Annotated in this window: 26 protein-coding genes and 1 other annotated feature; of the genes, 25 read left to right on the top strand and 1 reads right to left on the bottom strand. The window is 43.3% G+C overall.

Going from position 1 to position 25,275, the window contains the following annotated elements; genetic code table 11:
* Window positions 1–32: 32 nt before the first annotated feature.
* From hemW to mtaB, 8 genes are all read left to right on the top strand, one after another.
* Window positions 33–1,172, top strand: a complete 1,140-nt coding sequence (gene hemW, locus QF06_RS10930) for a radical SAM family heme chaperone HemW (RefSeq protein ID WP_021480059.1) — start codon at window positions 33–35, stop codon at window positions 1,170–1,172.
* Window positions 1,173–1,252: 80 nt separating this feature from the next.
* Window positions 1,253–2,284, top strand: a complete 1,032-nt coding sequence (hrcA, locus tag QF06_RS10925; protein WP_003246126.1) for a heat-inducible transcriptional repressor HrcA — start codon at window positions 1,253–1,255, stop codon at window positions 2,282–2,284.
* 71 nt (window positions 2,285–2,355) lie between these two features.
* On the top strand, window positions 2,356–2,919 hold the full coding sequence (grpE, locus tag QF06_RS10920; RefSeq protein WP_003230005.1) for a nucleotide exchange factor GrpE: 564 nt from the start codon (window positions 2,356–2,358) through the stop codon (window positions 2,917–2,919).
* A gap of 23 nt (window positions 2,920–2,942) precedes the next feature.
* On the top strand, window positions 2,943–4,778 hold the full coding sequence (gene dnaK / locus QF06_RS10915; protein ID WP_014477380.1) for a molecular chaperone DnaK: 1,836 nt from the start codon (window positions 2,943–2,945) through the stop codon (window positions 4,776–4,778).
* Between the two features lie 199 nt (window positions 4,779–4,977).
* Window positions 4,978–6,105, top strand: a complete 1,128-nt coding sequence (gene dnaJ, locus QF06_RS10910; protein ID WP_041850026.1) for a molecular chaperone DnaJ — start codon at window positions 4,978–4,980, stop codon at window positions 6,103–6,105.
* Between the two features lie 24 nt (window positions 6,106–6,129).
* On the top strand, window positions 6,130–7,065 hold the full coding sequence (gene prmA / locus QF06_RS10905; RefSeq protein ID WP_032726187.1) for a 50S ribosomal protein L11 methyltransferase: 936 nt from the start codon (window positions 6,130–6,132) through the stop codon (window positions 7,063–7,065).
* 22 nt (window positions 7,066–7,087) lie between these two features.
* Entirely contained in the window at window positions 7,088–7,858 is a 771-nt protein-coding gene (locus QF06_RS10900; protein ID WP_038829708.1) for a 16S rRNA (uracil(1498)-N(3))-methyltransferase, read from the top strand.
* On the top strand, window positions 7,858–9,213 hold the full coding sequence (gene mtaB / locus QF06_RS10895) for a tRNA (N(6)-L-threonylcarbamoyladenosine(37)-C(2))-methylthiotransferase MtaB (protein ID WP_003230017.1): 1,356 nt from the start codon (window positions 7,858–7,860) through the stop codon (window positions 9,211–9,213). The genes QF06_RS10900 and mtaB overlap by 1 nt, the downstream gene beginning before the upstream one ends.
* Before the next feature lie 35 nt (window positions 9,214–9,248).
* On the opposite strand, the gene QF06_RS10890 is transcribed toward mtaB, so the two are convergent.
* Window positions 9,249–10,172 carry a Na/Pi symporter gene (locus QF06_RS10890; RefSeq protein ID WP_014480301.1) on the bottom strand — a complete coding sequence of 308 codons (924 nt, stop codon included), beginning with the start codon at window positions 10,170–10,172 and terminating at the stop codon, window positions 9,249–9,251.
* Window positions 10,173–10,344: 172 nt separating this feature from the next.
* Here QF06_RS10890 and rpsU point away from each other — a divergent pair, with 172 nt between their 5' ends.
* The 17 genes from rpsU to glyS all read left to right on the top strand — a co-directional run bounded on the left by rpsU (window position 10,345) and on the right by glyS (window position 25,160).
* The gene (gene rpsU, locus QF06_RS10885; RefSeq protein ID WP_003152957.1) at window positions 10,345–10,518 is read left to right on the top strand and encodes a 30S ribosomal protein S21; all 174 of its coding nucleotides are present in this window, start codon (window positions 10,345–10,347) and stop codon (window positions 10,516–10,518) included.
* A gap of 14 nt (window positions 10,519–10,532) precedes the next feature.
* Window positions 10,533–10,979 carry a GatB/YqeY domain-containing protein gene (locus QF06_RS10880; protein ID WP_003230022.1) on the top strand — a complete coding sequence of 149 codons (447 nt, stop codon included), beginning with the start codon at window positions 10,533–10,535 and terminating at the stop codon, window positions 10,977–10,979.
* A 131-nt stretch (window positions 10,980–11,110) separates the two neighbouring features.
* Window positions 11,111–12,424 (top strand): NfeD family protein, encoded by a 1,314-nt coding sequence (locus QF06_RS10875; protein ID WP_033884447.1) that lies wholly within the window; start codon window positions 11,111–11,113, stop codon window positions 12,422–12,424.
* A 21-nt stretch (window positions 12,425–12,445) separates the two neighbouring features.
* Window positions 12,446–13,441 carry a flotillin-like protein FloA gene (gene floA / locus QF06_RS10870; RefSeq protein WP_003230026.1) on the top strand — a complete coding sequence of 332 codons (996 nt, stop codon included), beginning with the start codon at window positions 12,446–12,448 and terminating at the stop codon, window positions 13,439–13,441.
* Between the two features lie 24 nt (window positions 13,442–13,465).
* Window positions 13,466–13,885 carry a hypothetical protein gene (locus QF06_RS10865; RefSeq protein ID WP_032722132.1) on the top strand — a complete coding sequence of 140 codons (420 nt, stop codon included), beginning with the start codon at window positions 13,466–13,468 and terminating at the stop codon, window positions 13,883–13,885.
* Between the two features lie 56 nt (window positions 13,886–13,941).
* Entirely contained in the window at window positions 13,942–14,223 is a 282-nt protein-coding gene (gene yqfC / locus QF06_RS10860; RefSeq protein WP_003226191.1) for a sporulation protein YqfC, read from the top strand.
* Window positions 14,224–14,241: 18 nt separating this feature from the next.
* Complete coding sequence (yqfD, locus tag QF06_RS10855) at window positions 14,242–15,438, top strand: sporulation protein YqfD (protein ID WP_003230033.1); 1,197 nt, start codon at window positions 14,242–14,244, stop codon at window positions 15,436–15,438.
* The gene (locus tag QF06_RS10850; RefSeq protein WP_014477373.1) at window positions 15,435–16,394 is read left to right on the top strand and encodes a PhoH family protein; all 960 of its coding nucleotides are present in this window, start codon (window positions 15,435–15,437) and stop codon (window positions 16,392–16,394) included. Before yqfD ends, QF06_RS10850 begins: the two co-directional genes overlap by 4 nt.
* A gap of 78 nt (window positions 16,395–16,472) precedes the next feature.
* Entirely contained in the window at window positions 16,473–18,608 is a 2,136-nt protein-coding gene (gene pgpH / locus QF06_RS10845; RefSeq protein ID WP_015251683.1) for a cyclic-di-AMP phosphodiesterase PgpH, read from the top strand.
* Entirely contained in the window at window positions 18,609–19,082 is a 474-nt protein-coding gene (gene ybeY, locus QF06_RS10840) for an rRNA maturation RNase YbeY (RefSeq protein ID WP_003230039.1), read from the top strand.
* The gene (locus QF06_RS10835) at window positions 19,063–19,434 is read left to right on the top strand and encodes a diacylglycerol kinase family protein (protein ID WP_015384119.1); all 372 of its coding nucleotides are present in this window, start codon (window positions 19,063–19,065) and stop codon (window positions 19,432–19,434) included. Before ybeY ends, QF06_RS10835 begins: the two co-directional genes overlap by 20 nt.
* 118 nt (window positions 19,435–19,552) lie before the next feature.
* Window positions 19,553–19,963: a cytidine deaminase gene (locus tag QF06_RS10830; protein WP_003230049.1), complete on the top strand. Its 411-nt coding sequence runs from the start codon at window positions 19,553–19,555 to the stop codon at window positions 19,961–19,963.
* The gene (gene era / locus QF06_RS10825) at window positions 19,944–20,849 is read left to right on the top strand and encodes a GTPase Era (protein ID WP_003230051.1); all 906 of its coding nucleotides are present in this window, start codon (window positions 19,944–19,946) and stop codon (window positions 20,847–20,849) included. The genes QF06_RS10830 and era overlap by 20 nt, the downstream gene beginning before the upstream one ends.
* A gap of 147 nt (window positions 20,850–20,996) precedes the next feature.
* Window positions 20,997–21,140, top strand: coding sequence for a YqzL family protein (locus QF06_RS21250; RefSeq protein ID WP_003230053.1), 144 nt, complete (start codon window positions 20,997–20,999; stop codon window positions 21,138–21,140).
* Window positions 21,141–21,176: 36 nt separating this feature from the next.
* Window positions 21,177–21,944 (top strand): DNA repair protein RecO, encoded by a 768-nt coding sequence (gene recO, locus QF06_RS10820; RefSeq protein WP_041850024.1) that lies wholly within the window; start codon window positions 21,177–21,179, stop codon window positions 21,942–21,944.
* A 39-nt stretch (window positions 21,945–21,983) separates the two neighbouring features.
* Window positions 21,984–22,158: a binding site (T-box leader), on the top strand.
* A gap of 82 nt (window positions 22,159–22,240) precedes the next feature.
* A complete protein-coding gene (gene glyQ / locus QF06_RS10815; RefSeq protein ID WP_003226213.1) occupies window positions 22,241–23,128 on the top strand; it encodes a glycine--tRNA ligase subunit alpha in 888 nt (295 codons plus the stop codon).
* Window positions 23,121–25,160, top strand: coding sequence for a glycine--tRNA ligase subunit beta (gene glyS, locus QF06_RS10810; protein ID WP_032722129.1), 2,040 nt, complete (start codon window positions 23,121–23,123; stop codon window positions 25,158–25,160). The genes glyQ and glyS overlap by 8 nt, the downstream gene beginning before the upstream one ends.
* The last annotated feature ends 115 nt before the right edge of the window (window positions 25,161–25,275 follow it).

Below are 25,275 nucleotides of genomic sequence, written 5' to 3'. Positions count from 1 at the left end.
TGCGGCTTCTTTCTGTAAAGAAGGTGATCCATTTGAAATCAGCTTATATCCATATCCCATTTTGTGAGCATATTTGCCACTACTGCGATTTCAATAAATATTTTATTCAAAGTCAGCCAGTCGACGAGTATTTAAACGCACTCGAACAGGAAATGATAAATACAATAGCAAAAACCGGGCAGCCTGATCTCAAAACAATCTTTATCGGAGGAGGCACGCCGACCTCCCTGTCTGAGGAACAGCTTAAAAAGCTGATGGACATGATCAACCGCGTGCTGAAGCCCTCAAGCAACTTATCGGAATTTGCGGTTGAAGCGAATCCGGACGACTTGTCCGCAGAGAAATTAAAAATATTAAAAGAAGCAGGCGTAAATCGCCTCAGCTTTGGTGTGCAAACGTTCGAAGACGATCTGTTAGAAAAAATCGGCCGAGTGCACAAGCAAAAAGATGTATTCACCTCTTTTGAAAGAGCGCGGGAAATTGGTTTTGAGAATATCAGTCTTGATCTAATGTTCGGGCTTCCGGGGCAAACCCTCAAGCATCTGGAACATTCCATAAACACTGCTTTATCATTGGACGCCGAGCATTATTCCGTTTACTCCCTTATTGTAGAACCGAAAACGGTATTTTATAATTTGATGCAAAAAGGGCGGCTTCATCTTCCGCCGCAGGAGCAGGAAGCTGAAATGTATGAAATGGTGATGAGCCAGATGGAAGCTCACGGCATTCATCAATATGAAATCAGCAACTTTGCTAAGGCAGGCATGGAATCTAAGCACAATCTAACGTATTGGAGCAACGAACAATATTTCGGTTTCGGAGCCGGCGCTCACGGATATATTGGCGGCACACGAACAGTGAACGTCGGACCTGTTAAGCATTACATTGACCTGATAGCTGAAAAGGGTTTTCCGTACAGAGATACACATGAAGTGACAACAGAAGAACAGATTGAGGAAGAAATGTTTTTAGGTTTGAGAAAAACAGCCGGTGTCAGCAAAAAACGATTCGCAGAAAAATACGGCCGTTCCCTAGATGAACTTTTCCCAAGCGTGTTAAAAGACCTCGCTGAAAAAGGGCTGATTCACAATTCGGAGTCTGCCGTTTATTTGACTCATCAAGGGAAATTATTAGGCAATGAAGTTTTTGGCGCTTTTTTGGGTGAGTTATAATTGACATTTTTCTTGTGGTTTGATACTTTTGTTATAGAATTAGCACTCACTTATTGAGAGTGCTAACAGAGGTGATGATGATGTTAACAAATCGTCAGCTGCTGATCCTTCAGGTTATAATCAACGATTTTATTAAATCGGCACAGCCGGTGGGATCAAGAACTCTTTCGAAAAAAGATGAAATCACATTTAGCTCTGCAACAATAAGAAACGAGATGGCTGACTTGGAGGAATTGGGCTTTATTGAAAAAACCCATTCATCCTCAGGACGTGTTCCGTCAGAAAAAGGGTATCGGTACTATGTTGACCATTTGCTGTCACCCGTCAAACTGACGAAAAGCGACCTGGACCAAATCCACTCGATCTTCAAAGAGAAAATTTTCGAGCTGGAGAAGACAGTTCAAAAATCAGCGCAAATTTTGTCCGATCTGACGAATTACACATCCATCGTACTCGGGCCGAAGCTGAGTGAGAATTACCTTAAACAGATTCAAATCATTCCGATTCAGCCTGATATGGCGGTAGCGATTCTCGTTACCAATACGGGGCATGTGGAAAACAAAACGATTAACTTTCCGACCAAAATGGATCTGTCTGATATTGAAAAACTGGTCAATATACTGAATGACCGTTTAAGCGGCGTTCCAATGGATGAACTGAATGAGCGCATATTTAAGGAAGTTGTCATGTACCTAAGACAGCACATTAAGAACTATGACAATATACTCGACGCGCTTCGTTCAACCTTTCATTCCACAAATCATGTTGAAAAGTTGTTTTTTGGCGGGAAAATCAATATGCTGAACCAGCCTGAGTTCCATGATATCACCCGAGTTCGGTCGCTCCTTTCATTAATTGAGAAAGAACAGGATGTTTTAAAGCTGGTTCAATCCCCGCACACGGGAATTTCGATTAAAATCGGAAAAGAAAACGACTATGAAGAGATGGAAAATTGCAGTCTGATTACGGCTTCTTATTCCGTAGACCAGAAGCAGATCGGCTCAATTGCGATTATCGGCCCGACCCGCATGAATTATTCCAGGGTTGTCAGCCTGCTTCAGCATGTGACTTCGGACTTGTCAAAAGCATTAACAAGTCTGTATGATGAATAAGGGAATTTTGGCAAATTTTATCGAAGGGCAGCACCTGTCCTTCTCCTTACACTTTGAGGGAGGTGAACACAATGTCAGAAGAAAAACAAACCGTTGAACAAAACGAAACAGAAGAGCAAGAAATCATTGAAGAACAAGCTGCCGCTGATGAACAGCAGGAAGAAACAAATGAAAGCGAACTTCTTCAAAACCAAATTAACGAATTGCAAGGTTTGCTTGAGGAAAAAGAAAACAAACTTTTGCGTGTTCAAGCAGACTTTGAAAACTATAAACGACGCAGCCGTTTAGAGATGGAAGCGTCCCAAAAATACCGTTCTCAAAATATCGTGACTGATTTGCTGCCGGCTCTTGACAGCTTTGAACGAGCGCTTCAGGTTGAAGCCGACAATGAACAGACGAAAAGTTTGCTCCAGGGAATGGAAATGGTCCACCGTCAGCTCGTAGAAGCCTTGAAAAAAGAAGGCGTCGAAGCCATCGAAGCTGTAGGGCAGGAATTTGATCCTAATCTGCACCAAGCTGTTATGCAGGCTGAAGACGAAAACTACGGCTCCAACATTGTTGTTGAGGAAATGCAAAAAGGCTATAAGCTGAAGGATCGCGTCATTCGCCCTTCCATGGTCAAAGTGAATCAATAATTACATAGCAGGAGGTTATTCAAGTGAGTAAAGTTATCGGAATCGACTTAGGAACAACAAACTCATGTGTGGCAGTGCTTGAAGGCGGCGAGCCTAAAGTGATTGCTAACGCTGAAGGAAACCGCACAACGCCATCAGTTGTTGCGTTTAAAAACGGCGAACGTCAAGTAGGGGAAGTGGCTAAACGCCAATCTATTACAAACCCTAACACAATTATGTCAGTCAAACGTCATATGGGTACTGATTATAAAGTTGAAATTGAAGGAAAGGATTACACTCCACAAGAAGTGTCTGCTATCATCCTTCAACACCTTAAATCATACGCTGAAAGCTATCTTGGCGAAACAGTATCAAAAGCAGTTATCACAGTTCCTGCATACTTTAACGATGCTGAGCGTCAAGCAACAAAAGACGCTGGTAAAATTGCAGGTCTTGAAGTAGAACGTATCATCAACGAGCCAACTGCAGCAGCGCTTGCATACGGACTTGATAAAACAGATGAAGATCAAACGATCCTAGTATACGACCTTGGCGGCGGTACATTCGACGTTTCCATCCTTGAGCTTGGCGACGGTGTATTCGAAGTTCGTTCAACTGCCGGCGACAACCGTCTGGGCGGGGACGATTTTGACCAAGTTATCATCGATCATCTTGTTTCTGAATTCAAAAAAGAAAACGGCATTGATTTATCAAAAGACAAAATGGCGCTTCAGCGTTTGAAAGACGCAGCTGAAAAAGCGAAAAAAGATCTTTCCGGCGTATCTTCTACGCAAATTTCTTTACCGTTTATCACAGCTGGAGAAGCAGGACCGCTTCACCTTGAACTTACATTAACTCGCGCTAAATTCGAAGAGCTTTCTTCTCATTTAGTAGAGCGCACAATGGGTCCTGTCCGTCAAGCGCTTCAAGATGCAGGACTTTCTGCAAGCGAAATCGACAAAGTCATCCTTGTCGGCGGATCAACTCGTATCCCTGCCGTACAAGAAGCAATCAAAAAAGAAACTGGAAAAGAAGCGCATAAAGGCGTAAACCCGGATGAAGTTGTAGCGCTTGGTGCTGCGATTCAGGGCGGCGTTATCACAGGTGACGTAAAAGATGTTGTTCTTCTTGACGTTACACCGCTTTCTCTCGGTATCGAAACAATGGGCGGCGTGTTTACAAAACTGATCGACCGCAACACGACGATCCCGACAAGCAAATCTCAAGTGTTCTCAACTGCTGCTGATAACCAAACAGCTGTTGATATCCATGTTCTTCAAGGTGAGCGCCCAATGTCTGCCGACAACAAAACACTCGGCCGCTTCCAGCTTACTGATATCCCGCCAGCACCGCGCGGCGTGCCTCAAATCGAAGTTTCTTTCGATATTGACAAAAACGGTATCGTAAACGTAAGAGCAAAAGACTTAGGCACAGGGAAAGAACAAAACATTACAATTAAATCTTCTTCAGGTCTTTCAGATGAAGAGATCGAACGCATGGTTAAAGAAGCGGAAGAAAATGCTGACGCTGATGCGAAGAAAAAAGAAGAAATCGAAGTCCGCAACGAAGCAGATCAGCTTGTTTTCCAAACTGAAAAAACATTAAAAGATCTTGAAGGCAAAGTGGATGAAGAACAAGTGAAAAAAGCCAACGATGCCAAAGACGCTTTAAAAGCAGCAATTGAGAAAAACGAATTTGAAGAGATCAAAGCGAAAAAAGATGAGCTTCAAACAATCGTTCAAGAGCTTTCTATGAAGCTTTATGAAGAAGCTGCTAAAGCACAGCAAGCTCAAGGCGGAGCAAACGCTGAAGGCAAAGCGGATGACAACGTTGTCGACGCTGAATACGAAGAAGTAAACGACGACCAAAACAAAAAATAAGTTCTTTTTAGTGTCAGCCCCGCTTCCGGAGCTGACCGAAAAGAACACATTTCATAATCTGATTCAATGATTAGAAAGTCAAAGTCAGGCATCTCTTGGCTTTGACTTTTTTTCTTGCCCGGGATAAAAGGAATTGAAAAATCATAATTCAAAATGATACAATCTAATTTATGTGAGAAATTCGGGAGAGTGAAGCGAGATGAGTAAGCGTGATTACTATGAAGTGCTGGGAGTAAGTAAGAGCGCTTCAAAGGATGAAATTAAAAAAGCTTATCGGAAGCTGTCAAAAAAATATCATCCTGATATTAACAAAGAAGCCGGATCAGATGAAAAATTTAAAGAGGTAAAAGAAGCGTACGAAACGCTGTCAGATGACCAAAAACGTGCGCATTACGATCAATTTGGTCACACTGACCCTAACCAAGGCTTCGGCGGCGGAGGTTTTGGCGGCGGCGATTTCGGCGGTTTTGGTTTCGATGATATTTTCTCAAGTATTTTCGGCGGAGGCACAAGACGGAGAGATCCAAATGCTCCGCGCCAGGGTGCTGATTTACAGTATACGATGACCCTGTCGTTTGAGGATGCGGCTTTCGGTAAAGAAACAACCATCGAAATTCCCCGCGAGGAAACGTGCGAGACATGTAAAGGCTCAGGTGCGAAACCTGGAACAAATCCAGAAACATGCTCCCACTGCGGAGGCTCCGGCCAGTTAAACGTAGAGCAAAATACACCGTTTGGAAAAGTCGTTAACAGACGGGTCTGCCACCACTGTGAAGGTACAGGCAAAATCATTAAAAACAAATGTGCGGACTGCGGCGGCAAAGGAAAAATCAAAAAACGCAAGAAAATCAATGTGACAATTCCAGCCGGTGTAGATGACGGGCAGCAGCTTCGTCTCTCGGGACAGGGTGAATCAGGAATAAACGGCGGCCCTGCCGGGGATTTATTTGTCGTGTTCCATGTACGCGCACACGAGTTCTTCGAGCGTGACGGCGATGATATTTACTGTGAAATGCCGTTAACGTTTGCTCAGGCTGCTCTTGGAGATGAGGTAGAAGTGCCGACGCTGCATGGAAAAGTGAAATTGAAAATTCCGGCCGGTACACAAACAGGAACGAAATTTAGATTAAGAGGCAAAGGCGTTCAAAATGTCAGAGGCTATGGACAGGGTGACCAGCATATCGTCGTCCGCGTCGTTACGCCGACAAATCTGACTGATAAACAAAAAGACATTATCCGCGAATTTGCCGAAGTCAGCGGAAACCTGCCTGACGAACAGGAAATGAGTTTCTTTGACAAGGTAAAACGCGCGTTTAAAGGCGATTAATTATTGGATGAGGAGTTGGTAGTTTTGAAATGGTCCGAATTAAGCATTCACACAACACATGAAGCGGTCGAACCTATCTCAAATATATTGCATGAAGCTGGTGCAAGTGGGGTTGTGATAGAGGACCCGCTTGATTTAATTAAAGAACGTGAGAATGTGTACGGGGAAATCTACCAGCTCGACCCCAATGATTACCCAGATGAGGGTGTCATTGTCAAAGCATATCTGCCGGTTAACAGTTTTCTGGGCGAAACTGTAGACGGCATTAAAGAAACGATTAATAATCTCCTTCTTTACAATATTGATTTGGGTAGAAACCAGATCACTATTTCTGAAGTAAATGAAGAAGAGTGGGCGACTGCCTGGAAAAAGTATTATCATCCTGTGAAAATTTCTGAAAAGTTTACAATTGTGCCGACGTGGGAGGAATATACGCCGGTCCATACTGATGAACTGATTATTGAAATGGACCCGGGAATGGCTTTCGGCACAGGGACACATCCGACAACCGTACTCTGCATTCAGGCGCTTGAACGCTTTGTGCAAAAGGGTGATAAGGTGATTGATGTCGGCACTGGTTCAGGAATTTTAAGTATTGCGGCTGCAATGCTTGAGGCTGAATCGGTTCATGCCTACGATCTTGATCCCGTGGCTGTAGAAAGTGCACGCCTTAATCTCAAGCTGAACAAAGTCAGCGATATTGCTCAAGTGAAGCAAAACAATTTGTTAGACGGGATTGAAGGGGAACATGATGTGATTGTGGCCAACATTTTGGCTGAAGTCATTCTTCGCTTTACTTCACAAGCGTACAGCCTGTTAAAAGAAGGCGGCCACTTTATTACGTCAGGAATCATCGGGCATAAAAAACAAGAAGTAAAAGAAGCACTGGAACAAGCTGGCTTTACCATTGTAGAAATCCTTTCAATGGAAGATTGGGTCAGCATTATTGCGAAAAAATAACAGTTAGTAGGTGTCACAGCGTATGCAACGATATTTTATCGAGCTCACGAAGCAGCAAATAGAGGAAGCGCCGGCTTTTTCGATTACCGGCGAAGATGTTCATCATATTGTGAACGTGATGAGAATGAATGAGGGAGATCAGATTATCTGCTGCTCTCAAGACGGCTTCGAGGCAAAATGTGAACTTCAATCTGTTTCCAAAGATAAAGTGTCCTGCCTTGTGATAGAATGGACGAATGAAAACAGAGAGCTTCCGATAAAGGTCTATATTGCGAGCGGCCTTCCGAAAGGAGATAAGCTTGAATGGATTATCCAAAAGGGGACTGAGCTCGGAGCTCATGCCTTTATTCCTTTCCAAGCCGCGCGTTCTGTTGTCAAGCTGGATGACAAAAAGGCAAAGAAAAAGCGGGAAAGATGGACGAAAATTGCAAAGGAAGCGGCTGAGCAATCGTACCGTAACGAAGTGCCGCGAGTGATGGATGTCCATTCTTTTCAGCAGCTTCTTCAAAGGATGCAGGATTTCGATAAATGTGTCGTTGCATACGAGGAGTCATCGAAGCAAGGGGAAATAAGCGCATTCAGCGCGATTGTAAGCAGCCTTCCGAAAGGATCATCTCTATTGATCGTATTTGGTCCAGAAGGCGGTTTAACAGAAGCGGAGGTTGAACGGCTCACAAAGCAAGACGGTGTGACGTGCGGCCTTGGACCGAGAATTTTAAGGACAGAAACCGCTCCGCTATACGCGTTGAGCGCGATTTCTTATCAAACAGAGTTATTAAGAGGTGATCAGTAATGGCAACTGTTGCTTTCCATACGCTTGGCTGTAAAGTCAACCATTATGAAACAGAAGCAATCTGGCAGCTTTTCAAAGAAGCGGGCTATGAAAGAAGAGACTTTGAACAAACAGCTGATGTATATGTCATTAATACATGTACGGTTACAAATACGGGAGATAAAAAAAGCCGCCAAGTGATCAGACGCGCCATTCGTCAAAATCCTGACGGTGTCATCTGTGTCACAGGCTGCTACGCGCAAACCTCACCTGCTGAGATTATGGCGATCCCCGGTGTCGACATTGTAGTTGGAACACAGGACCGTGAAAAAATGCTTGGCTACATTGACCAATACCGAGAAGAACGCCAGCCGATTAATGGCGTCAGCAACATCATGAAAGCAAGAGTATATGAAGAGCTTGATGTGCCTGCTTTCACGGATCGCACAAGAGCGTCATTAAAAATACAGGAGGGCTGCAATAATTTCTGCACATTCTGTATCATTCCGTGGGCGCGCGGCCTGCTCCGCTCCCGCGATCCTGAAGAAGTCATTAAACAAGCGCAGCAGCTTGTTGATGCCGGATATAAGGAAATTGTTCTTACGGGTATTCATACAGGCGGCTATGGCGAAGATATGAAAGATTACAACTTCGCGAAGCTTTTGAGCGAATTAGACACCCGTGTGGAAGGCGTGAAACGGATCAGAATTTCTTCAATCGAAGCCAGCCAAATCACTGACGAAGTGATCGAGGTCTTAGACCGCTCAGATAAGATAGTGAATCATTTGCATATTCCTATCCAATCCGGATCAAACACAGTGCTTAAACGAATGAGACGCAAATATACAATGGAATTCTTTGCAGACCGTTTAAATAAATTGAAAAAAGCACTGCCAGGCTTAGCTGTTACTTCTGATGTCATCGTCGGATTCCCTGGAGAAACAGAAGAAGAATTTATGGAAACCTATAACTTTATTAAAGAACATAAATTCTCTGAACTGCATGTTTTCCCTTACAGTAAACGTACAGGAACACCAGCTGCGCGAATGGAAGACCAAGTGGATGAAAACGTGAAAAACGAACGTGTGCACCGCCTGATTGCTCTTTCTGACCAGCTTGCAAAAGAATACGCTTCTCAGTATGAAAATGAAGTGCTTGAGATTATCCCTGAGGAAGCGTTTAAGGAAACAGAAGAAGAAAATATGTTTGTCGGTTACACAGACAATTATATGAAGGTTGTTTTCAAAGGTACGGAAGATATGATCGGCAAAATCGTAAAAGTCAAAATCCTAAAAGCAGGTTATCCTTACAACGAAGGACAGTTTGTCCGTGTGGTTGAGGATGAAATAACTGAACACATGCGTTTGTCTTCTTAACCTAAAAAATCGGTGCATTAAAATGTACCGGTTTTTTATTTAGCCGGGATAAGAAGGTGAATCAAGCGGTAAAACAAGTTTGTAAGCGGAAGAAATAAAAGAGCTGTTACTACATTAAATAAAAGGCTGAAATGAGCAATCCTTTGGGCAGGATCGGGTGATAACTGCTCTACAAAGCCGGTCGCTGCGGTCAGAAAAGGCAATACTAGAGCCACCCCTAGCACGTTAAATACCACATGCGCATACGCTGTCTGTTTCGCCGCATATCCACCGGATACAGCAGCCATGACAGCTGTAATGCATGTCCCGATATTGGATCCGAGTACGACGCTCATCGCCTGTGTCAGTCCGATAATCCCTTCATTCATAAAACTCATCAAAATGCCGATACAGACAGAACTGGAGTGAATGATGGCAGTTAACACCATGCCGATGAGCAAAGCGGACCAGTTTGAATCGTTAACATGGTATAGAACGTCGGCTCCCGTTTTCAGCTTCGTCAGCGGCCCGGCAAGGTGGCTGAATCCGCTGATGCAAAAGAAGATGATGCCCAGTCCGAGGAAGCTTGTTCCCAGCTGTTTCAAAGGATACCTGCCAGTCAGAAAAAACAATAAACCTCCTATTAAAAGAACCCAAATCAAAATATCCATTTTGATAGCAATAAATTCAGTTGTAAAGGTAGACCCAACGTTTGTTCCGAGAATCATCGGTATCGTCCGCTTAAAAGAAAGCACACCCGCACTAACAAAGCCGATGACAATGACCATAAAGGCTGAACTGCTCTGAAGTATCCCCGTAAATACAATGCTGATAAGAAACGCTTTTAATGGATGGTCTGTAAATAAAAGCAAACGATCTTCAATTTTTGAGTACGCCATAGAAATTAAGCCTTTTCGAAGCATGTTCATGCCTGTGAGAAAGAATAATATAAGAGCAGTAAAGCTAATCAGAATTAACATCCTATTCACCAACCCCTTTCTTTCATTATATAGACAGGCAGTCGCACTCATGACGGAAAAGTGAACTCACTTAGTTGACCTGACTGATGGCTTATATTATAATGTCAAAGTACATGTTTATATGTGTAACTTAAAGGTAGTCGATTGGTGTATTCGGAGGGAGGGAAAGAGAATGTCAAAAACGGTCGTTAGAAAAAACGAATCGCTTGAAGATGCTCTTCGTCGCTTCAAACGCAGTGTATCAAAGACAGGTACTTTGCAAGAAGCAAGAAAGCGTGAATTTTATGAAAAACCTAGCGTAAAGCGCAAGAAAAAGTCTGAAGCTGCTAGAAAACGCAAATTCTAAAAGAGGGTGGATTTATGAGTCTTCTTGAGCGTCTCAACCAGGATATGAAGCTGTATATGAAAAACCGTGAGAAAGACAAACTGACTGTCGTTCGAATGGTTAAGGCTTCACTTCAAAATGAAGCAATTAAGCTTAAGAAAGACAGTTTGACCGAGGATGAGGAACTCACTGTCCTTTCTCGTGAACTTAAGCAACGTAAAGACTCCCTCCAGGAATTTTCAAACGCTAATCGTTTAGATTTAGTAGATAAAGTTCAAAAAGAGCTGGACATTTTAGAAGTTTATTTACCTGAGCAGCTGTCAGAAGAAGAGCTGCGTACAATCGTAAATGAAACCATCGCGGAGGTCGGTGCGAGCTCAAAAGCGGACATGGGCAAAGTGATGGGGGCAATTATGCCTAAAGTAAAAGGTAAAGCTGACGGAAGTTTAATTAATAAGCTTGTGAGCAGTCAACTGTCTTAAATGGCAAAGAAAAGGACATCTTTCTAAGAGAGATGTCTTTTTTTATACATAAAAAAATGAAACCTTTGATACATTTGTTACGTATGAAGAGAAGGCACTTTATTATAAAAGGAAGGAGGGATACACCGCCCTTGCTTCAAATCAAAGGATTCCGTGCTGCTCTTTTGGGTATATTTTTGCTTTCTTTATTAGGCGTACAACTGAACGCAAAAGCAGAAAAGCAAGCTGTTTATGTGATTCCGGTTGAAAAAAATGTCGAACAGGGTCTCGCCTCGTTTTTGTCCCGTTCGTTACAAGATGCAAAGGATGCACATGCAGACCATATTATTCTTGATATCAATACCCCAGGGGGATTGGTCAAATCTGCTATTGATATGGCCGATTTGATAACCGAAAGCGAGATCCCCGTAACTGCATATGTCAACAAACGAGCGTTGTCTGCTGGTGCATATATTGCACTTCAAGCAGATCACATTTATATGGCGCCTGGCGGAAAAATGGGAGCCGCCGCGATTGTTGATGGCCAAGGCAATGCCGCTGACCAAAAAGCTCAATCACTTTGGCTGGCAGAGATGGAAGATGCCGCAGTGAAAAATAACCGCGATCCAAAATATGCGCTCGCAATGGCTGATCCGGATATAGATGCCAAGGAAGTCGGCGCGCCTAAGGGAGATCTGCTGACACTTAACGCAGACAAGGCAATTGAGGTAGGCTATTCAGAAGGCACTGCTGACAATTTGTCCACGCTCGTAAAGAAGCTTGGGTTCGAAAAGGCGCAGATTAGCTACGCAAAGGAGAGCTTTGCGGAAAAGACAGCAAGATGGCTGACGAATCCGGTCATTGTCCCTATTCTGCTGACAATCGCTTTTTTAGGTCTGACGGTGGAGCTTTTTTCCCCGGGTGTCGGCCTCCCTGGAACGGCTGGACTCATTGCGTTATTGCTGTTCTTCTACGGGCATCTCGCAGCAGGCCTTGCCGGGTATGAGACGGTTCTCCTCTTTATAGCAGGGGTGATTCTCATTCTGCTTGAGATTTTTCTTCCCGGAGGAATCATTGGATTACTGGGCTTGGGAGCGATTATTGCGAGCCTGTTTTTAGCCGCGGGGAGCTTCACTGTCATGGCGGTTTCTCTCTTGATCGCCTCAGCTGTTTCGATTACAGCTTTTATTTTACTGACAAGGGTGTTGGGAAAGCGTATGAAATTATTTAAGAAATTGATATTAAATGATTCTACAAACACGGAGAGCGGCTACGTTTCAAATCAAACGCGCACGGACTTAATGGGAAAAGTGGGTATAACCTTTACACCGCTGCGTCCTTCCGGTACCGTGATTATTGATGATGAACGCCTTGACGTTGTTTCGGAGGGATCGTTTACAGAAAAAGATAAAAAAGTAAAAGTGATTAAAGTAGAAGGCTCACGCATTGTCGTGAGAGAAATTTAAATAGAAACGAGGAGAAGTTATATGGATCCGTCAACACTTATGATTCTGGCAATTGTCGCAGTAGCGATCATTGTTTTGGCAGTATTTTTTACATTTGTGCCTGTAATGCTTTGGATTTCAGCTTTGGCAGCCGGAGTGAAAATCAGCATTTTCACTCTAGTTGGGATGAGGCTTCGCCGTGTCATTCCGAATCGGGTTGTTAACCCGCTGATTAAAGCCCATAAAGCGGGACTTAATGTTGGAACAAACCAGCTTGAAAGCCACTACCTGGCTGGAGGTAATGTTGACAGAGTCGTCAACGCGCTTATCGCCGCTCAGCGAGCTAACATTGAACTCACATTCGAGCGCTGTGCTGCCATTGATCTTGCAGGCCGGGACGTGTTGGAAGCTGTTCAAATGAGCGTTAATCCTAAGGTGATTGAAACACCGTTCATTGCTGGTGTTGCAATGGACGGGATTGAAGTGAAAGCGAAAGCGAGAATCACAGTAAGAGCGAATATCGAGCGCCTCGTTGGGGGAGCAGGGGAAGAAACCATTGTAGCTCGTGTAGGTGAGGGGATCGTTTCTACAATCGGTTCATCTGATAATCATAAAAAAGTGCTTGAAAACCCTGACATGATTTCTCAGACAGTCCTTGGAAAAGGATTGGACTCAGGAACTGCGTTTGAAATTCTCTCAATTGATATTGCAGATGTAGATATCGGCAAAAACATCGGGGCAATTTTACAAACCGATCAGGCCGAGGCTGATAAAAACATCGCGCAGGCAAAAGCGGAAGAACGACGTGCGATGGCTGTCGCTCAAGAACAGGAAATGCGTGCCCGCGTAGAAGAAATGCGCGCGAAAGTGGTAGAAGCCGAGGCGGAAGTGCCGCTTGCGATGGCAGAAGCTTTGCGTGAAGGGAATATTGGCGTCATGGATTACATGAATATCAAGAACATCGATGCTGACACAGAAATGCGTGATTCATTCGGCAAGCTGACGAAAGACCCTTCGGATGAAGACCGCAAATCATAATCTCTCTAAGAAGGGAGAACGCTGATGGAAGATTTACTGACCAATCCGCTTATTATTGCAGCGATCATCGGAATCATTTCTGCGATTTTCGGCAAAAAGAGCAAAGAAGAAAAGCAAAACAGCCAAAAAAGTAAAAAACCTCAACACATGCAATCTGCTTCTCCTCAAAAAAAGCAGTCAAAAGAAGATGCCCCTGCACCTATCCCTAACCGTATGGAACAGGCAAGACGGGAAGCGGAAGAAAGACGCAGGGAAACAGCAAGAAACCTGAAAGGGCTGGAACGAGATCTTGCTGCTGCCAAACAAAAAACAGTATACACAAAACAAAAAATGCTTCAGGTGAATAAAGACACCGTCGTACAGGGGATCGTTCTAGGAGAGGTGTTCGGACCTCCACGGGCGAAAAAACCTCACCGTACGATGCGCCCGGCCCGTAAAAATTAAAGTGTTAGAACCTCCTTTCAAATCATACATATGAGATGAAAGGGGGTTCTTTTTGTATGGGGCAAAGAAAGAATCGTATGAAAGCTTGGCTGACAAGAGCATTGGAAATTCCCCCGGACGTTATGATGGATCTGCCGAGGATTACAATGGTTGGCAGACTTCATATCTACATAGAAAACCACAGAGGCCTTTTGCTTTTCAGTGAGAATGAAGTGCGGCTGATGCTGAAGCAGGGCCAGTGCATCATATCTGGTAAAAATTTTGTCATCAAGGCGATTCTTCCGGAAGAGATACTTTTGGAGGGTACGATTGATGTCGTTCGATATGTTGAGTCATAAAGCCGAGGGGGAAATGTTGTGAAAAATAAATGGCTGTCTTTTTTTTCGGGTAAGGTCCAGCTTGAATTGACGGGAAGAGGGATTGAGCGGCTCCTTAATGAATGCACAAGACAGGGGATTCCGGTCTTTCATGTCAAAAAAAAGAAAGAAGCCGTATCGTTATATATACAGCTTCAGGATGTACATGCCTTTCGGCGGGTAAGAAGTAAATTTAAATGTAAAGCCCGATTTATCAATCGGAAGGGATTTCCCTTCCTGTTGCTGAAATCAAAGCTGAATATAGGGTTTACGATCGGTTTTGCGATTTTTTTCATTCTTTTGTTTTTGCTGTCCAATATGGTGTGGAAAATTGATGTGACAGGCGCTAAGCCTGAAACAGAACATCAAATGAGGCAGCATCTTAATGAAATCGGCGTCAAAAAGGGCCGTCTGCAGTTTTTAATGATGTCGCCCGAAAAAATACAGAAATCATTAACCAATGGAATAGACAATATCACTTGGGTCGGAGTTGATCTGAAGGGGACGACCATTCATATGAAAGTTGTGGAGAAAAATGAGCCCGAAAAAGAAAAATATGTTAGCCCGCGCAATATTGTCGCCAAAAAGAAAGCAACCATTACGAGAATGTTTGTGCAAAAAGGACAGCCCATGGCCGCCATACACGATCATGTTGAAAAGGGACAGCTGCTTGTTTCGGGACTGATCGGCAGCGAAGACCATCAGCAGGAAGTCGCCTCAAAAGCAGAAATTTACGGAGAAACCTGGTATAGATCAGAAGTGACAGTCCCGCTTGAAACATTATTTAACGTCTATACGGGCAAAGTAAGGACAAAGCACAAGCTTTCTTTTGGTTCTTTGGCAATCCCGATCTGGGGGATGACGTTTAAAAAAGAGGAATTGAAGCATCCAAAAACAGAACAAGAAAAGCATTCGCTTCATTTTCTCGGATTTAAGCTCCCTGTATCCTATGTCAAAGAGCAAACGAGAGAAAGTGAAGAGGCTTTGCGAAAATATACAAAAGAAGAAGCAGTTCAAGAAGGCATTAAATTGGGTAAACAGGATGTAGAGGATAAAATAGGCGAAAACGGCGAGGTGAAAAGTGAAAAAGTTTTGCACCAGACTGTTGAGAATGGTAAAGTAAAGTTGATTATTCTCTACCAAGTTATAGAAGATATCGTTCAAACCACACCTATTGTCAGGGAGACTGAAGAATGACAGAACATTTACTTGCGATGAATCAAAAACTGAAAAACCCGGACGAGGCGCTTTCACTCTTCGGGAACCAAGATTCTTTTTTGAAATTGATGGAGAAAGATCTGAATGTAAATATCATTACGCGCGGCGAGACGATTTATGTTTCAGGCGATGATGAATCGTTTCAGATTGCAGACAGGCTGCTGGGATCGCTCCTCGCTTTAATTCGCAAGGGGATAGAGATCTCTGAACGTGATGTGATTTACGCCATCAAAATGGCAAAGAAGAATGAACTTGAATACTTTGAAAGCATGTATGAAGAAGAAATTACAAAAAACGCAAAAGGCAAATCAATCCGTGTAAAAACAATGGGACAGCGGGAATACGTGGCCGCTATGAAGCGGAATGACCTTGTATTCGGCATTGGTCCGGCGGGAACCGGGAAAACGTACCTGGCTGTCGTAAAAGCAGTCCATGCTTTAAAAAACGGACATATCAAAAAAATCATTTTAACAAGACCTGCCGTGGAAGCCGGTGAAAGCCTTGGTTTTCTCCCAGGTGACCTAAAAGAAAAAGTAGATCCTTATTTGCGCCCGCTGTATGACGCTCTCCATGATGTGCTTGGGGCAGATCATACAGAACGTCTGATGGAAAGAGGCATCATTGAAATTGCTCCGCTCGCATATATGAGGGGGCGGACGCTCGATGATGCTTATGTTATACTTGATGAAGCACAGAATACCACGCCTGCTCAAATGAAAATGTTTTTGACGAGACTGGGTTTTGGCTCTAAAATGATCATTACAGGTGACGTCAGCCAAATTGATCTGCCGAAAGGCGTCAAATCGGGACTTGCAGTAGCGAAGGAGATGCTGAAAGGAATAGACGGCATTTCTATGATTGAGCTAGACCAGACAGACGTGGTCAGACATCCGCTTGTTGCGAAAATTATTGAAGCATACGATAAGCAAAATTAATGCTGAATGACCCGATCGCGCGTTATCGGGTCATTTTTATGATTGCTTATGGGCTTGATGTTTCAAGAGGAGGTTCTTGTGTTGAAAAAGAAGGCTAAGACCAAAAGCAGCTCGAAAAAATGGAGCAGTTTTAAAAATGCTCGCTCCATGCATATACTGCTGTATCTTCTGCTGGCTGCCATTATGTTTGCTTTGCTCTTTGTACATGTTAAGCCGGAAACACTTGATTTAGACCTGTTTTCAGTCAGCGACAAGACCATTTACGCTCCGGCAACCGTAGAAGATCAAAAAGCCACGGAGGAAAAAAAGCAAGCCGCTGAGGACGCGGTTGAAGATCAATATACATTAAAAAAAGAATATACAGACAATCGGATTGACCTTGTGTCATCAATATTCGACAGTATTAGTGAAGTGAAAAAATCATCGGAGGAAGGCAGTAAATCACCATCGGAAAAATCAATGGTCAAATCTGTAAAGGACAAATTGACATCAGATGTGAATGATTCTATATCGGAGGATTCCATCAAGACATTGCTGAAAGCAGACAGTGAAGACTTTTCTTTTGTCAGAGATACGGTCATTACCGCAGTAAATACGGTCATGAGCAGTGAAATCCCCTCGGATAAACTATCTGATGCAAAGGATAAGGTAGAAAAAGAGCTAAAGAGCAATTCTATTCCGTCTAAATACTTGGGAGCCGCGACAGAAATCGGGCGTTTTGCTATTATTCCGAATTACGTCTTCGATCCGAAAGCAACAGAGGCTAAACGGCAGGAAGCCTCAGATAATGTCCAGCAGGTTCAAATCAAACAGGGACAAGTGCTCGTGGAAGAAAATGACCTCATTGATCGGGAAGTGTACAGAAAACTTGAGCTGACCGGGTTATTAAATAACTCAAATCTCTTTAAACCGATCAGCGGGCTATTGATTATGATCGGACTTTTCATTGCAACACTTGTATATTATTTTGAAAAACAGAAACAAAATCTGAAGTTTAAAAACCAATCCATTCTGTTATTCTCCATAATCACAACACTTTTGCTTGTGATCATGGAGGTTGTCAGTTTGTTTCAGAAGATGGAGTATAATAATATCGGCTATCTGGTCCCCATTGCGGCCGGCGCCATCTTAATCAAACTGCTGATGAATGAACGCATTGCCATTTTGGGAAGTATCATTCTTGCGATTTGCGGAAGTATGATGTTTAATCAGGGTGTGACAGGAACATTCAATTATGTCATAGGGATTTATTATTTGATCAGCGGCATTTCAGGTGTATTATTTTTAGGAAAACACAATGCAAGATCAAAGATTTTGCAGACCGGACTTTTCGTGGCGTTTATTAATATGGTTGTCGTTCTATCCTTATTATTGATCCAGAACACTGCGCTGTCGGGTCTTGAAATCGGCACGTTAATGCTCATGGGGGTTGTGTCGGGGTTTGCTTCATCTGTATTGATCATCGGCCTGATGCCGTTTTTTGAGACGGGCTTTGGCATTTTATCCACCATGAGGCTGCTCGAGCTGTCTAATCCTAACCATCCGCTATTGCGCAAAATACTGACAGAAACACCAGGTACATATCATCACAGTGTAATGGTTGCCAATTTATCAGAGGCAGCCTGTGAAGCGGTTGGGGCTAATGGTTTGCTTGCAAGAGTCGGCGCATATTATCACGATCTCGGAAAAACAAAGCGCCCGCAATATTTTATTGAAAACCAAATGAATATTGACAATCCGCATGACAAGCTGTCACCTCAGTTGAGTAAAAATATTATTATCTCGCATACGACAGACGGTGCGAATATGCTGAGAAGCTATAAATTTCCGAAAGAGCTTGTCGATATTGCTGAGCAGCATCATGGAACCTCGCTTTTAAAGTTTTTTTACTATAAAGCGAAGGAAAAAGGCGACCAGATTACAGAGGAAGAGTTCCGTTATCCGGGGCCGAAGCCGCAGTCAAAGGAAGCCGCAATTATATCAGTGGCCGACAGTGTTGAAGCGGCCGTCAGATCCATGCATAATCCAAATCCTGAACGAATTGAAAAGCTTGTCCGGGGTATTATATCCGATAAGCTTCAGGACGGACAGTTCAGTGAATGCGATTTGACATTTAAAGAGCTGGATACAATCGCAAAAACGCTCTGTGCAACATTAAAAGGAATTTTCCACTCCCGGATTGAATATCCGGAGGCTACTAAGAAGGTGAAATAGATGAGTTTACTGATTGATATCGTTGATGAAACGGGAAGCGTCTCAGAAGAGATGCTCAAAGAAGTAGAAAATCTGCTTCAATTTGCCGCTGAGCGTGAAGGCGTTCAGGATCAGGCTGAAGTTTCTGTCACGATTGTTTCCAATGATGACATACATCAGATTAACAAAGAATACCGGGGAAAGGATGCTCCGACAGATGTCATCTCATTTGCTCTTGAAGAAGAGGGGGAAGGCGAGATCGAAATCGTGGGCGCCGAAATGCCTCCGGTTTTAGGTGATATTATCATCAGTGCCGATCGCACAAGAGAGCAGGCAGAGGAGTATAATCATTCTTTTAAAAGAGAGCTCGGATTTCTAGCTGTACACGGATTTCTGCACCTTTTAGGATATGACCATATGACGAAAGAGGAAGAAGAGGAGATGTTTACTAAGCAAAAGGAATTGCTGGACGCTTATGGACTCAAAAGATCATAGAAATGAGCTGAAGCGATTCTTCAAAAGCTTCGTGCATGCAGGCCGGGGCATCTGGGAAACAGCGCGGACGGAGCGGAATTTCCAATTTCATGCCGCAGCCGCCTGTGCTGTTCTCATTTGCGGCTTCCTTGTAGAGCTCAGCATGATTGAGTGGATGATTATATTCCTTTTGATAGGCGGTATGTTTTCGCTTGAGCTTTTAAATACAGCCATTGAACATACGGTTGATTTAATAACTGACAAACATCACCCTCTTGCTAAAGCGGCCAAGGACGCTGCCGCCGGGGCTGTTTGCGTTTTTGCCGTGATTTCGTGTATCATTGGTTTACTTATTTTTTTGCCAAAGCTGTAATGGCTGAAAATTCTTACATTTATTTTACATTTTTAGAAATGGGCGTGAAAAAAAGCGCGCGATTATGTAAAATATAAAGTGATAGCGGTACCATTATAGGTAAGAGAGGAATGTACACATGAACAGACAAGAATTAATAACAGAAGCTTTAAAAGCGCGTGATATGGCATATGCGCCGTATTCCAAATTCCAAGTAGGAGCCGCTCTTCTTACCAAGGATGGAAAAGTGTACAGAGGCTGCAACATTGAGAACGCGGCATACAGCATGTGCAATTGCGCCGAGCGTACCGCTTTATTTAAAGCTGTTTCTGAAGGGGATACAGAGTTTCAGATGCTGGCCGTTGCGGCTGACACCCCTGGACCGGTATCTCCGTGCGGAGCCTGCCGCCAGGTGATTTCTGAGCTTTGCACAAAAGACGTTATTGTCGTACTGACTAATTTACAAGGACAAATAAAAGAAATGACTGTGGAAGAATTATTGCCAGGCGCATTTTCATCGGAGGATTTACATGACGAACGAAAGCTTTAAATCAGGATTTGTATCCATTATTGGAAGACCAAACGTAGGAAAATCTACATTTTTGAACAGAGTCATTGGACAAAAAATCGCGATCATGAGCGATAAGCCCCAAACGACGAGAAACAAGGTGCAAGGAGTACTGACGACAGGCACATCACAAACCATTTTTATTGACACACCAGGGATTCATAAACCTAAGCATAAGCTTGGGGACTTTATGATGAAAGTGGCGCAAAATACATTAAAAGAAGTCGATTTGATCTTGTTTATGATCAATGCTGAGGAAGGCTACGGGAAGGGCGACGAATTCATCATTGAGAAATTGCAGACGATGTCTACGCCTGTATTCTTAATCGTAAACAAAATCGATAAAATTCATCCCGACCAATTGCTTCTGCTAATTGACGAATACCGCAAACGTTATCCTTTTAAGGAAATTGTTCCGATTTCTGCTTTAGAAGGAAATAACATCGAAACCTTGCTCGCTCAGATTGAAGCGTATTTGCCGGAAGGGCCGCAATTCTATCCGAGTGACCAGGTAACTGACCACCCTGAGCGATTTATCATTTCTGAATTAATCAGGGAAAAGGTGCTGCATTTGACGAGAGAAGAAATCCCGCACAGCATTGCGGTGGCCATCGAATCCATCAAAGGGCAGGACAACGGTTCTGTGCACGTAGCGGCAACGATTGTGGTCGAGCGGGATTCCCAGAAAGGCATCGTGATCGGTAAAAAAGGAAGCCTTCTAAAAGAGGTTGGAAAAAGAGCGAGAGCGGATATTGAAGCACTGTTGGGCTCCCGTGTCTACCTTGAATTGTGGGTGAAAGTGCAGAAAGACTGGCGTAATAAAATGTCCCAGCTTCGCGATTTTGGCTTTAAAGAGGACGAATATTAATCTCTAGCTGTGTGTGTCATTATCTCACAGGAACAGGGATACATTAGCAAATTTTGTTTAACATGAAATGGAGGACATCTGGTCAAGATAAAGGTAAGAATTTGGAGTTTAGGTAAGCTAGTTTAACTACAGAAAGGTGGGTTTCTTGTGTTGAATTTTACCTGGAACGTATTTTCTCAAACAGGAAATGTTGATACGTATCTTCTTTTTAAAGAACTGGAAAAAGAGAACATGGAAAGACCCGAAGAACTAGAAGATGAGCTAGCCCGATTTGATTATCCAATTTTATAAACCTCTTGGCCGCTCCTGCTTGAGGAAGGTGCGGAAATGCTGACAAAATGTGAAGGAATCGTTCTTCGCACAAATGATTACGGAGAGACGAATAAAATCGTAACTTTACTGACAAGAGAACACGGAAAAATAGGTGTTATGGCACGAGGCGCCAAAAAACCGAACAGCCGTTTATCAGCAGTCAGCCAGCCCTTTTTGTATGGTTCTTTCTTAATGCAAAAAACATCGGGCCTAGGAACGCTTCAGCAGGGGGAAATGATCCTCAGCATGAGAGGCATCAGGGAAGACTTGTTTTTAACAGCATATGCTGCCTATATTGCTGAGTTAGTCGACAGAGGCACAGAAGAAAAAAAGCCAAATCCTTATTTATTTGAATTCATATTAGAGTCATTAAAACAGCTAAATGAAGGAACAGATCCGGATGTTATCACCTTCATTGTTCAAATGAAGATGCTCGGTGTCATGGGCCTGTATCCTGAGCTAAATCATTGTGTACATTGTAAAAGCCAAGACGGAACCTTTCATTTCTCTGTTCGTGATAATGGTTTTATATGCCACCGCTGTTTTGAAAAAGATCCTTACAGGATACCGATCAAACCGCAAACGGCAAGGCTGTTAAGACTCTTTTACTATTTTGATCTGTCGAGGCTCGGCAATGTGTCCTTAAAAGAGGAAACAAAAGCTGAATTAAAGCAAGTGATTGATTTATATTACGAAGAATATTCGGGATTGTATTTAAAATCAAAGCGCTTTTTAGATCAAATGGAAAGCATGAAACATTTTATGGGTGAAAACAAAAGTTGACTTTTGGTCCATCTTTTTATATGATCATTTATTATAAAATATGTTGCAGTGAGAGAAAGAAGTACTTGCGTTTACCTCATGAAAGCGACCTTAGGGCGGTGTAAGCTAAGGATGAGCACGCAACGAAAGGCATTCTTGAGCAATTTTAAAAAAGAGGCTGGGATTTTGTTCTCAGCAACTAGGGTGGAACCGCGGGAGAACTCTCGTCCCTATGTTTGCGGCTGGCAAGCATAGAGACGGGAGTTTTTTGGTTGCTGCCGCAGTCAACTTATGAAAGAAAAGTGGAGGTGCTTGAAATGAATATTCAAGACATGATTCTAACCTTGCAAAAGCATTGGTCCAGTCAGGGCTGTGTGCTTATGCAGGCTTACGATGTAGAAAAAGGAGCCGGCACGATGAGCCCGTATACATTTTTGCGCAGTATCGGTCCTGAGCCGTGGAAAGTGGCTTATGTAGAGCCTTCCAGACGTCCGGCAGACGGCCGCTACGGGGAGAACCCGAACAGACTGTATCAGCATCATCAGTTCCAGGTCATTATTAAACCGTCACCTGATAACATTCAAGAGCTGTATTTGGATTCCTTGCGTGCTCTTGGAATTGATCCGCTTGAGCACGATATTCGCTTTGTTGAAGACAACTGGGAGAATCCGTCTTTAGGCTGCGCGGGTCTAGGCTGGGAAGTTTGGCTTGACGGAATGGAAATAACACAATTTACGTATTTCCAGCAGGTCGGGGGATTAGAGTGTAAACCCGTTTCTGTAGAGATTACGTATGGAATTGAGCGTCTCGCGTCTTATATCCAGGATAAAGAAAACGTGTTTGACTTGGAATGGACGTCAGGGTTTACAGTAAAAGATTTATTCATGATGGCTGAATATGAGCATTCTGTTTATACGTTTGAAACATCAGACGTCGATATGCTGTTCCAATTGTTCAGCACATATGAAAAAGAAGCGATCAAGCAAATGGACAACGGACTTGTTCATCCAGCATATGACTATGTGCTGAAATGCTCGCACACTTTCAACCTGCTTGATGCCAAAGGTGCGATCTCTGTTACCGAGCGGACGGGCTATATCGCAAGAGTGCGGAATTTAGCTAGAAAAGTAGCAAAAACCTACTATGAGGAACGAGAAAAACTAGGGTTCCCAATGCTTAAAGGGGAGGGTTCTTCTCATGAGTAAACAGGATTTACTTTTAGAGATCGGATTAGAGGAAATGCCGGCGCGCTTTTTGAATGAAAGCATGGTTCAGCTTGGCGACAAGCTGACAGGCTGGCTTAAAGAAAAAAACATTACTCACGGTGAAGTGAAACTCTTCAATACACCGAGACGTCTTGCTGTGTTCGTTAAGGATGTCGCAGAAAAGCAGGATGATATAAAAGAAGAAGCAAAAGGGCCTGCGAAAAAAATTGCCCTTGATGCGGACGGGAACTGGACAAAAGCGGCAATCGGCTTTTCAAAAGGCCAAGGCGCGAATGTGGAAGACCTGTACATCAAAGAAGTAAAAGGCATAGAGTATGTATTCGTGCAAAAATTCCAAGCCGGCCAAGAAACGAAGTCGCTTCTGCCAGAATTGAGCGGTTTAATTACAAGCTTGCATTTCCCGAAAAACATGCGCTGGGGAAATGAAGATTTGCGTTATATCCGACCGATCAAATGGATTGTCGCATTATTTGGACAGGATGTCATTCCATTTTCGATCACAAACGTTGAGTCTGGACGGACAACACAGGGACACCGTTTCCTCGGACATGAAGTGTCAATTGAATCACCTTCAGCTTATGAAGAGCAGCTGAAAGAACAGCATGTTATTGCTGATCCTAGCGTCCGAAAGCAAATGATTCAATCTCAGCTGGAAACAATGGCTGCTGAAAACAATTGGAGCATTCCAGTTGACGAAGACCTTCTTGATGAAGTGAATCATTTAGTAGAATACCCGACAGCTCTTTACGGTTCATTTGAATCCGAGTTTCTGTCAATTCCTGAAGAAGTGCTTGTCACAACAATGAAAGAGCATCAGCGCTACTTCCCTGTCAAAGACAAAAACGGTGACCTGCTGCCTCACTTTATCACAGTCCGAAACGGCAACAGCCACGCGATTGAAAATGTGGCCCGAGGCAATGAAAAAGTGCTGCGCGCACGTTTATCTGATGCTTCATTCTTCTACAAAGAAGATCAGAAACTAAACATTGATGCAAATGTGAAGAAGCTTGAAAATATCGTTTTCCATGAAGAGCTTGGTTCTCTTGCTGATAAGGTTAGAAGAGTCACATCAATCGCAGAGAAACTTGCCGTTCGTCTTCAGGCTGATGAAGATACATTAAAACATGTGAAGCGGGCTGCTGAAATTTCTAAATTCGACCTTGTGACGCATATGATATATGAATTCCCTGAACTTCAAGGAATTATGGGCGAAAAGTATGCGAGAATGCTTGGCGAAGATGAAGCTGTGGCTGCGGCAGTTAATGAACATTATATGCCTAGATCAGCGGGCGGAGAAACGCCTTCTACTTTCACCGGAGCTGTTGTAGCAATGGCGGATAAGCTTGACACAATCGCTTCATTCTTCTCTATCGGCGTAATTCCGACCGGTTCCCAGGACCCTTACGGACTGCGCCGCCAAGCAAGCGGTATTGTTGCGATTCTTCTTGACCGCAACTGGGGAATTTCATTTGAAGAGCTGCTTACTTTCGTTCAAACCGATAAAGAAAATGAACTGCTGGATTTCTTCACTCAGCGCTTGAAATATGTCTTGAATGCTGAACAAATCAGACATGATGTCATTGACGCCGTGCTGGAAAGCTCTGAGCTTGAGCCGTACTCTGCGCTGCATAAAGCACAAGTACTGGAGCAAAAGCTTGGTGCACCTGGCTTTAAGGAAACAGCCGAAGCGTTAGGCCGAGTGATCTCTATCAGCAAAAAAGGAGTCCGCGGAGACATTCAGCCTGATCTGTTTGAAAATGAATACGAAGCAAAACTGTTTGATGCCTACCAAACAGCGAAGCAAAATCTGCAGGAAAACTTCAGCAAAAAAGATTATGAGGCGGCGCTTGCTTCACTTGCAGCCTTAAAAGAACCGATCGATGCTTACTTCGATCATACAATGGTTATAGCGGATAATGAGTCATTAAAGGCAAATCGTTTAGCGCAAATGGTAAGCTTGGCGGATGAGATCAAGTCCTTTGCGAATATGAATGCCCTTATTGTAAAATAAAGAGAGAAAAGGCGGTTGCTGTGTGATCTGTAATCGTCTTTTCCCCATTTATAAGTTTTTTGTTTGATTACAAGATATTTACGTTATAATATGGATTATTATTTCTTTACATAGC

It is taken from the genome of Bacillus sp. YP1 (assembly GCF_000877815.1).
Lineage (GTDB): Bacteria > Bacillota > Bacilli > Bacillales > Bacillaceae > Bacillus > Bacillus subtilis.
This window is presented reverse-complemented; position numbering and strand designations above follow the sequence as displayed.

Excerpts from the sequence above, each read along its gene's own strand:
- hrcA (WP_003246126.1), top strand. The coding sequence starts at position 1,253 with ATGTTAACAAATCGTCAGCTGCTGATCCTTCAGGTTATAATCAACGAT.
- grpE (WP_003230005.1), top strand. The coding sequence starts at position 2,356 with ATGTCAGAAGAAAAACAAACCGTTGAACAAAACGAAACAGAAGAGCAA.
- dnaJ (WP_041850026.1), top strand. The coding sequence starts at position 4,978 with ATGAGTAAGCGTGATTACTATGAAGTGCTGGGAGTAAGTAAGAGCGCT.
- QF06_RS10900 (WP_038829708.1), top strand. The coding sequence starts at position 7,088 with ATGCAACGATATTTTATCGAGCTCACGAAGCAGCAAATAGAGGAAGCG.
- mtaB (WP_003230017.1), top strand. The coding sequence starts at position 7,858 with ATGGCAACTGTTGCTTTCCATACGCTTGGCTGTAAAGTCAACCATTAT.
- QF06_RS10890 (WP_014480301.1), bottom strand. The coding sequence starts at position 10,172 with ATGTTAATTCTGATTAGCTTTACTGCTCTTATATTATTCTTTCTCACA.
- rpsU (WP_003152957.1), top strand. The coding sequence starts at position 10,345 with ATGTCAAAAACGGTCGTTAGAAAAAACGAATCGCTTGAAGATGCTCTT.
- QF06_RS10880 (WP_003230022.1), top strand. The coding sequence starts at position 10,533 with ATGAGTCTTCTTGAGCGTCTCAACCAGGATATGAAGCTGTATATGAAA.
- floA (WP_003230026.1), top strand. The coding sequence starts at position 12,446 with ATGGATCCGTCAACACTTATGATTCTGGCAATTGTCGCAGTAGCGATC.
- QF06_RS10865 (WP_032722132.1), top strand. The coding sequence starts at position 13,466 with ATGGAAGATTTACTGACCAATCCGCTTATTATTGCAGCGATCATCGGA.
- yqfC (WP_003226191.1), top strand. The coding sequence starts at position 13,942 with ATGGGGCAAAGAAAGAATCGTATGAAAGCTTGGCTGACAAGAGCATTG.
- QF06_RS10850 (WP_014477373.1), top strand. The coding sequence starts at position 15,435 with ATGACAGAACATTTACTTGCGATGAATCAAAAACTGAAAAACCCGGAC.
- ybeY (WP_003230039.1), top strand. The coding sequence starts at position 18,609 with ATGAGTTTACTGATTGATATCGTTGATGAAACGGGAAGCGTCTCAGAA.
- QF06_RS10835 (WP_015384119.1), top strand. The coding sequence starts at position 19,063 with ATGGACTCAAAAGATCATAGAAATGAGCTGAAGCGATTCTTCAAAAGC.
- QF06_RS10830 (WP_003230049.1), top strand. The coding sequence starts at position 19,553 with ATGAACAGACAAGAATTAATAACAGAAGCTTTAAAAGCGCGTGATATG.
- era (WP_003230051.1), top strand. The coding sequence starts at position 19,944 with ATGACGAACGAAAGCTTTAAATCAGGATTTGTATCCATTATTGGAAGA.
- recO (WP_041850024.1), top strand. The coding sequence starts at position 21,177 with ATGCTGACAAAATGTGAAGGAATCGTTCTTCGCACAAATGATTACGGA.
- glyQ (WP_003226213.1), top strand. The coding sequence starts at position 22,241 with ATGAATATTCAAGACATGATTCTAACCTTGCAAAAGCATTGGTCCAGT.
- glyS (WP_032722129.1), top strand. The coding sequence starts at position 23,121 with ATGAGTAAACAGGATTTACTTTTAGAGATCGGATTAGAGGAAATGCCG.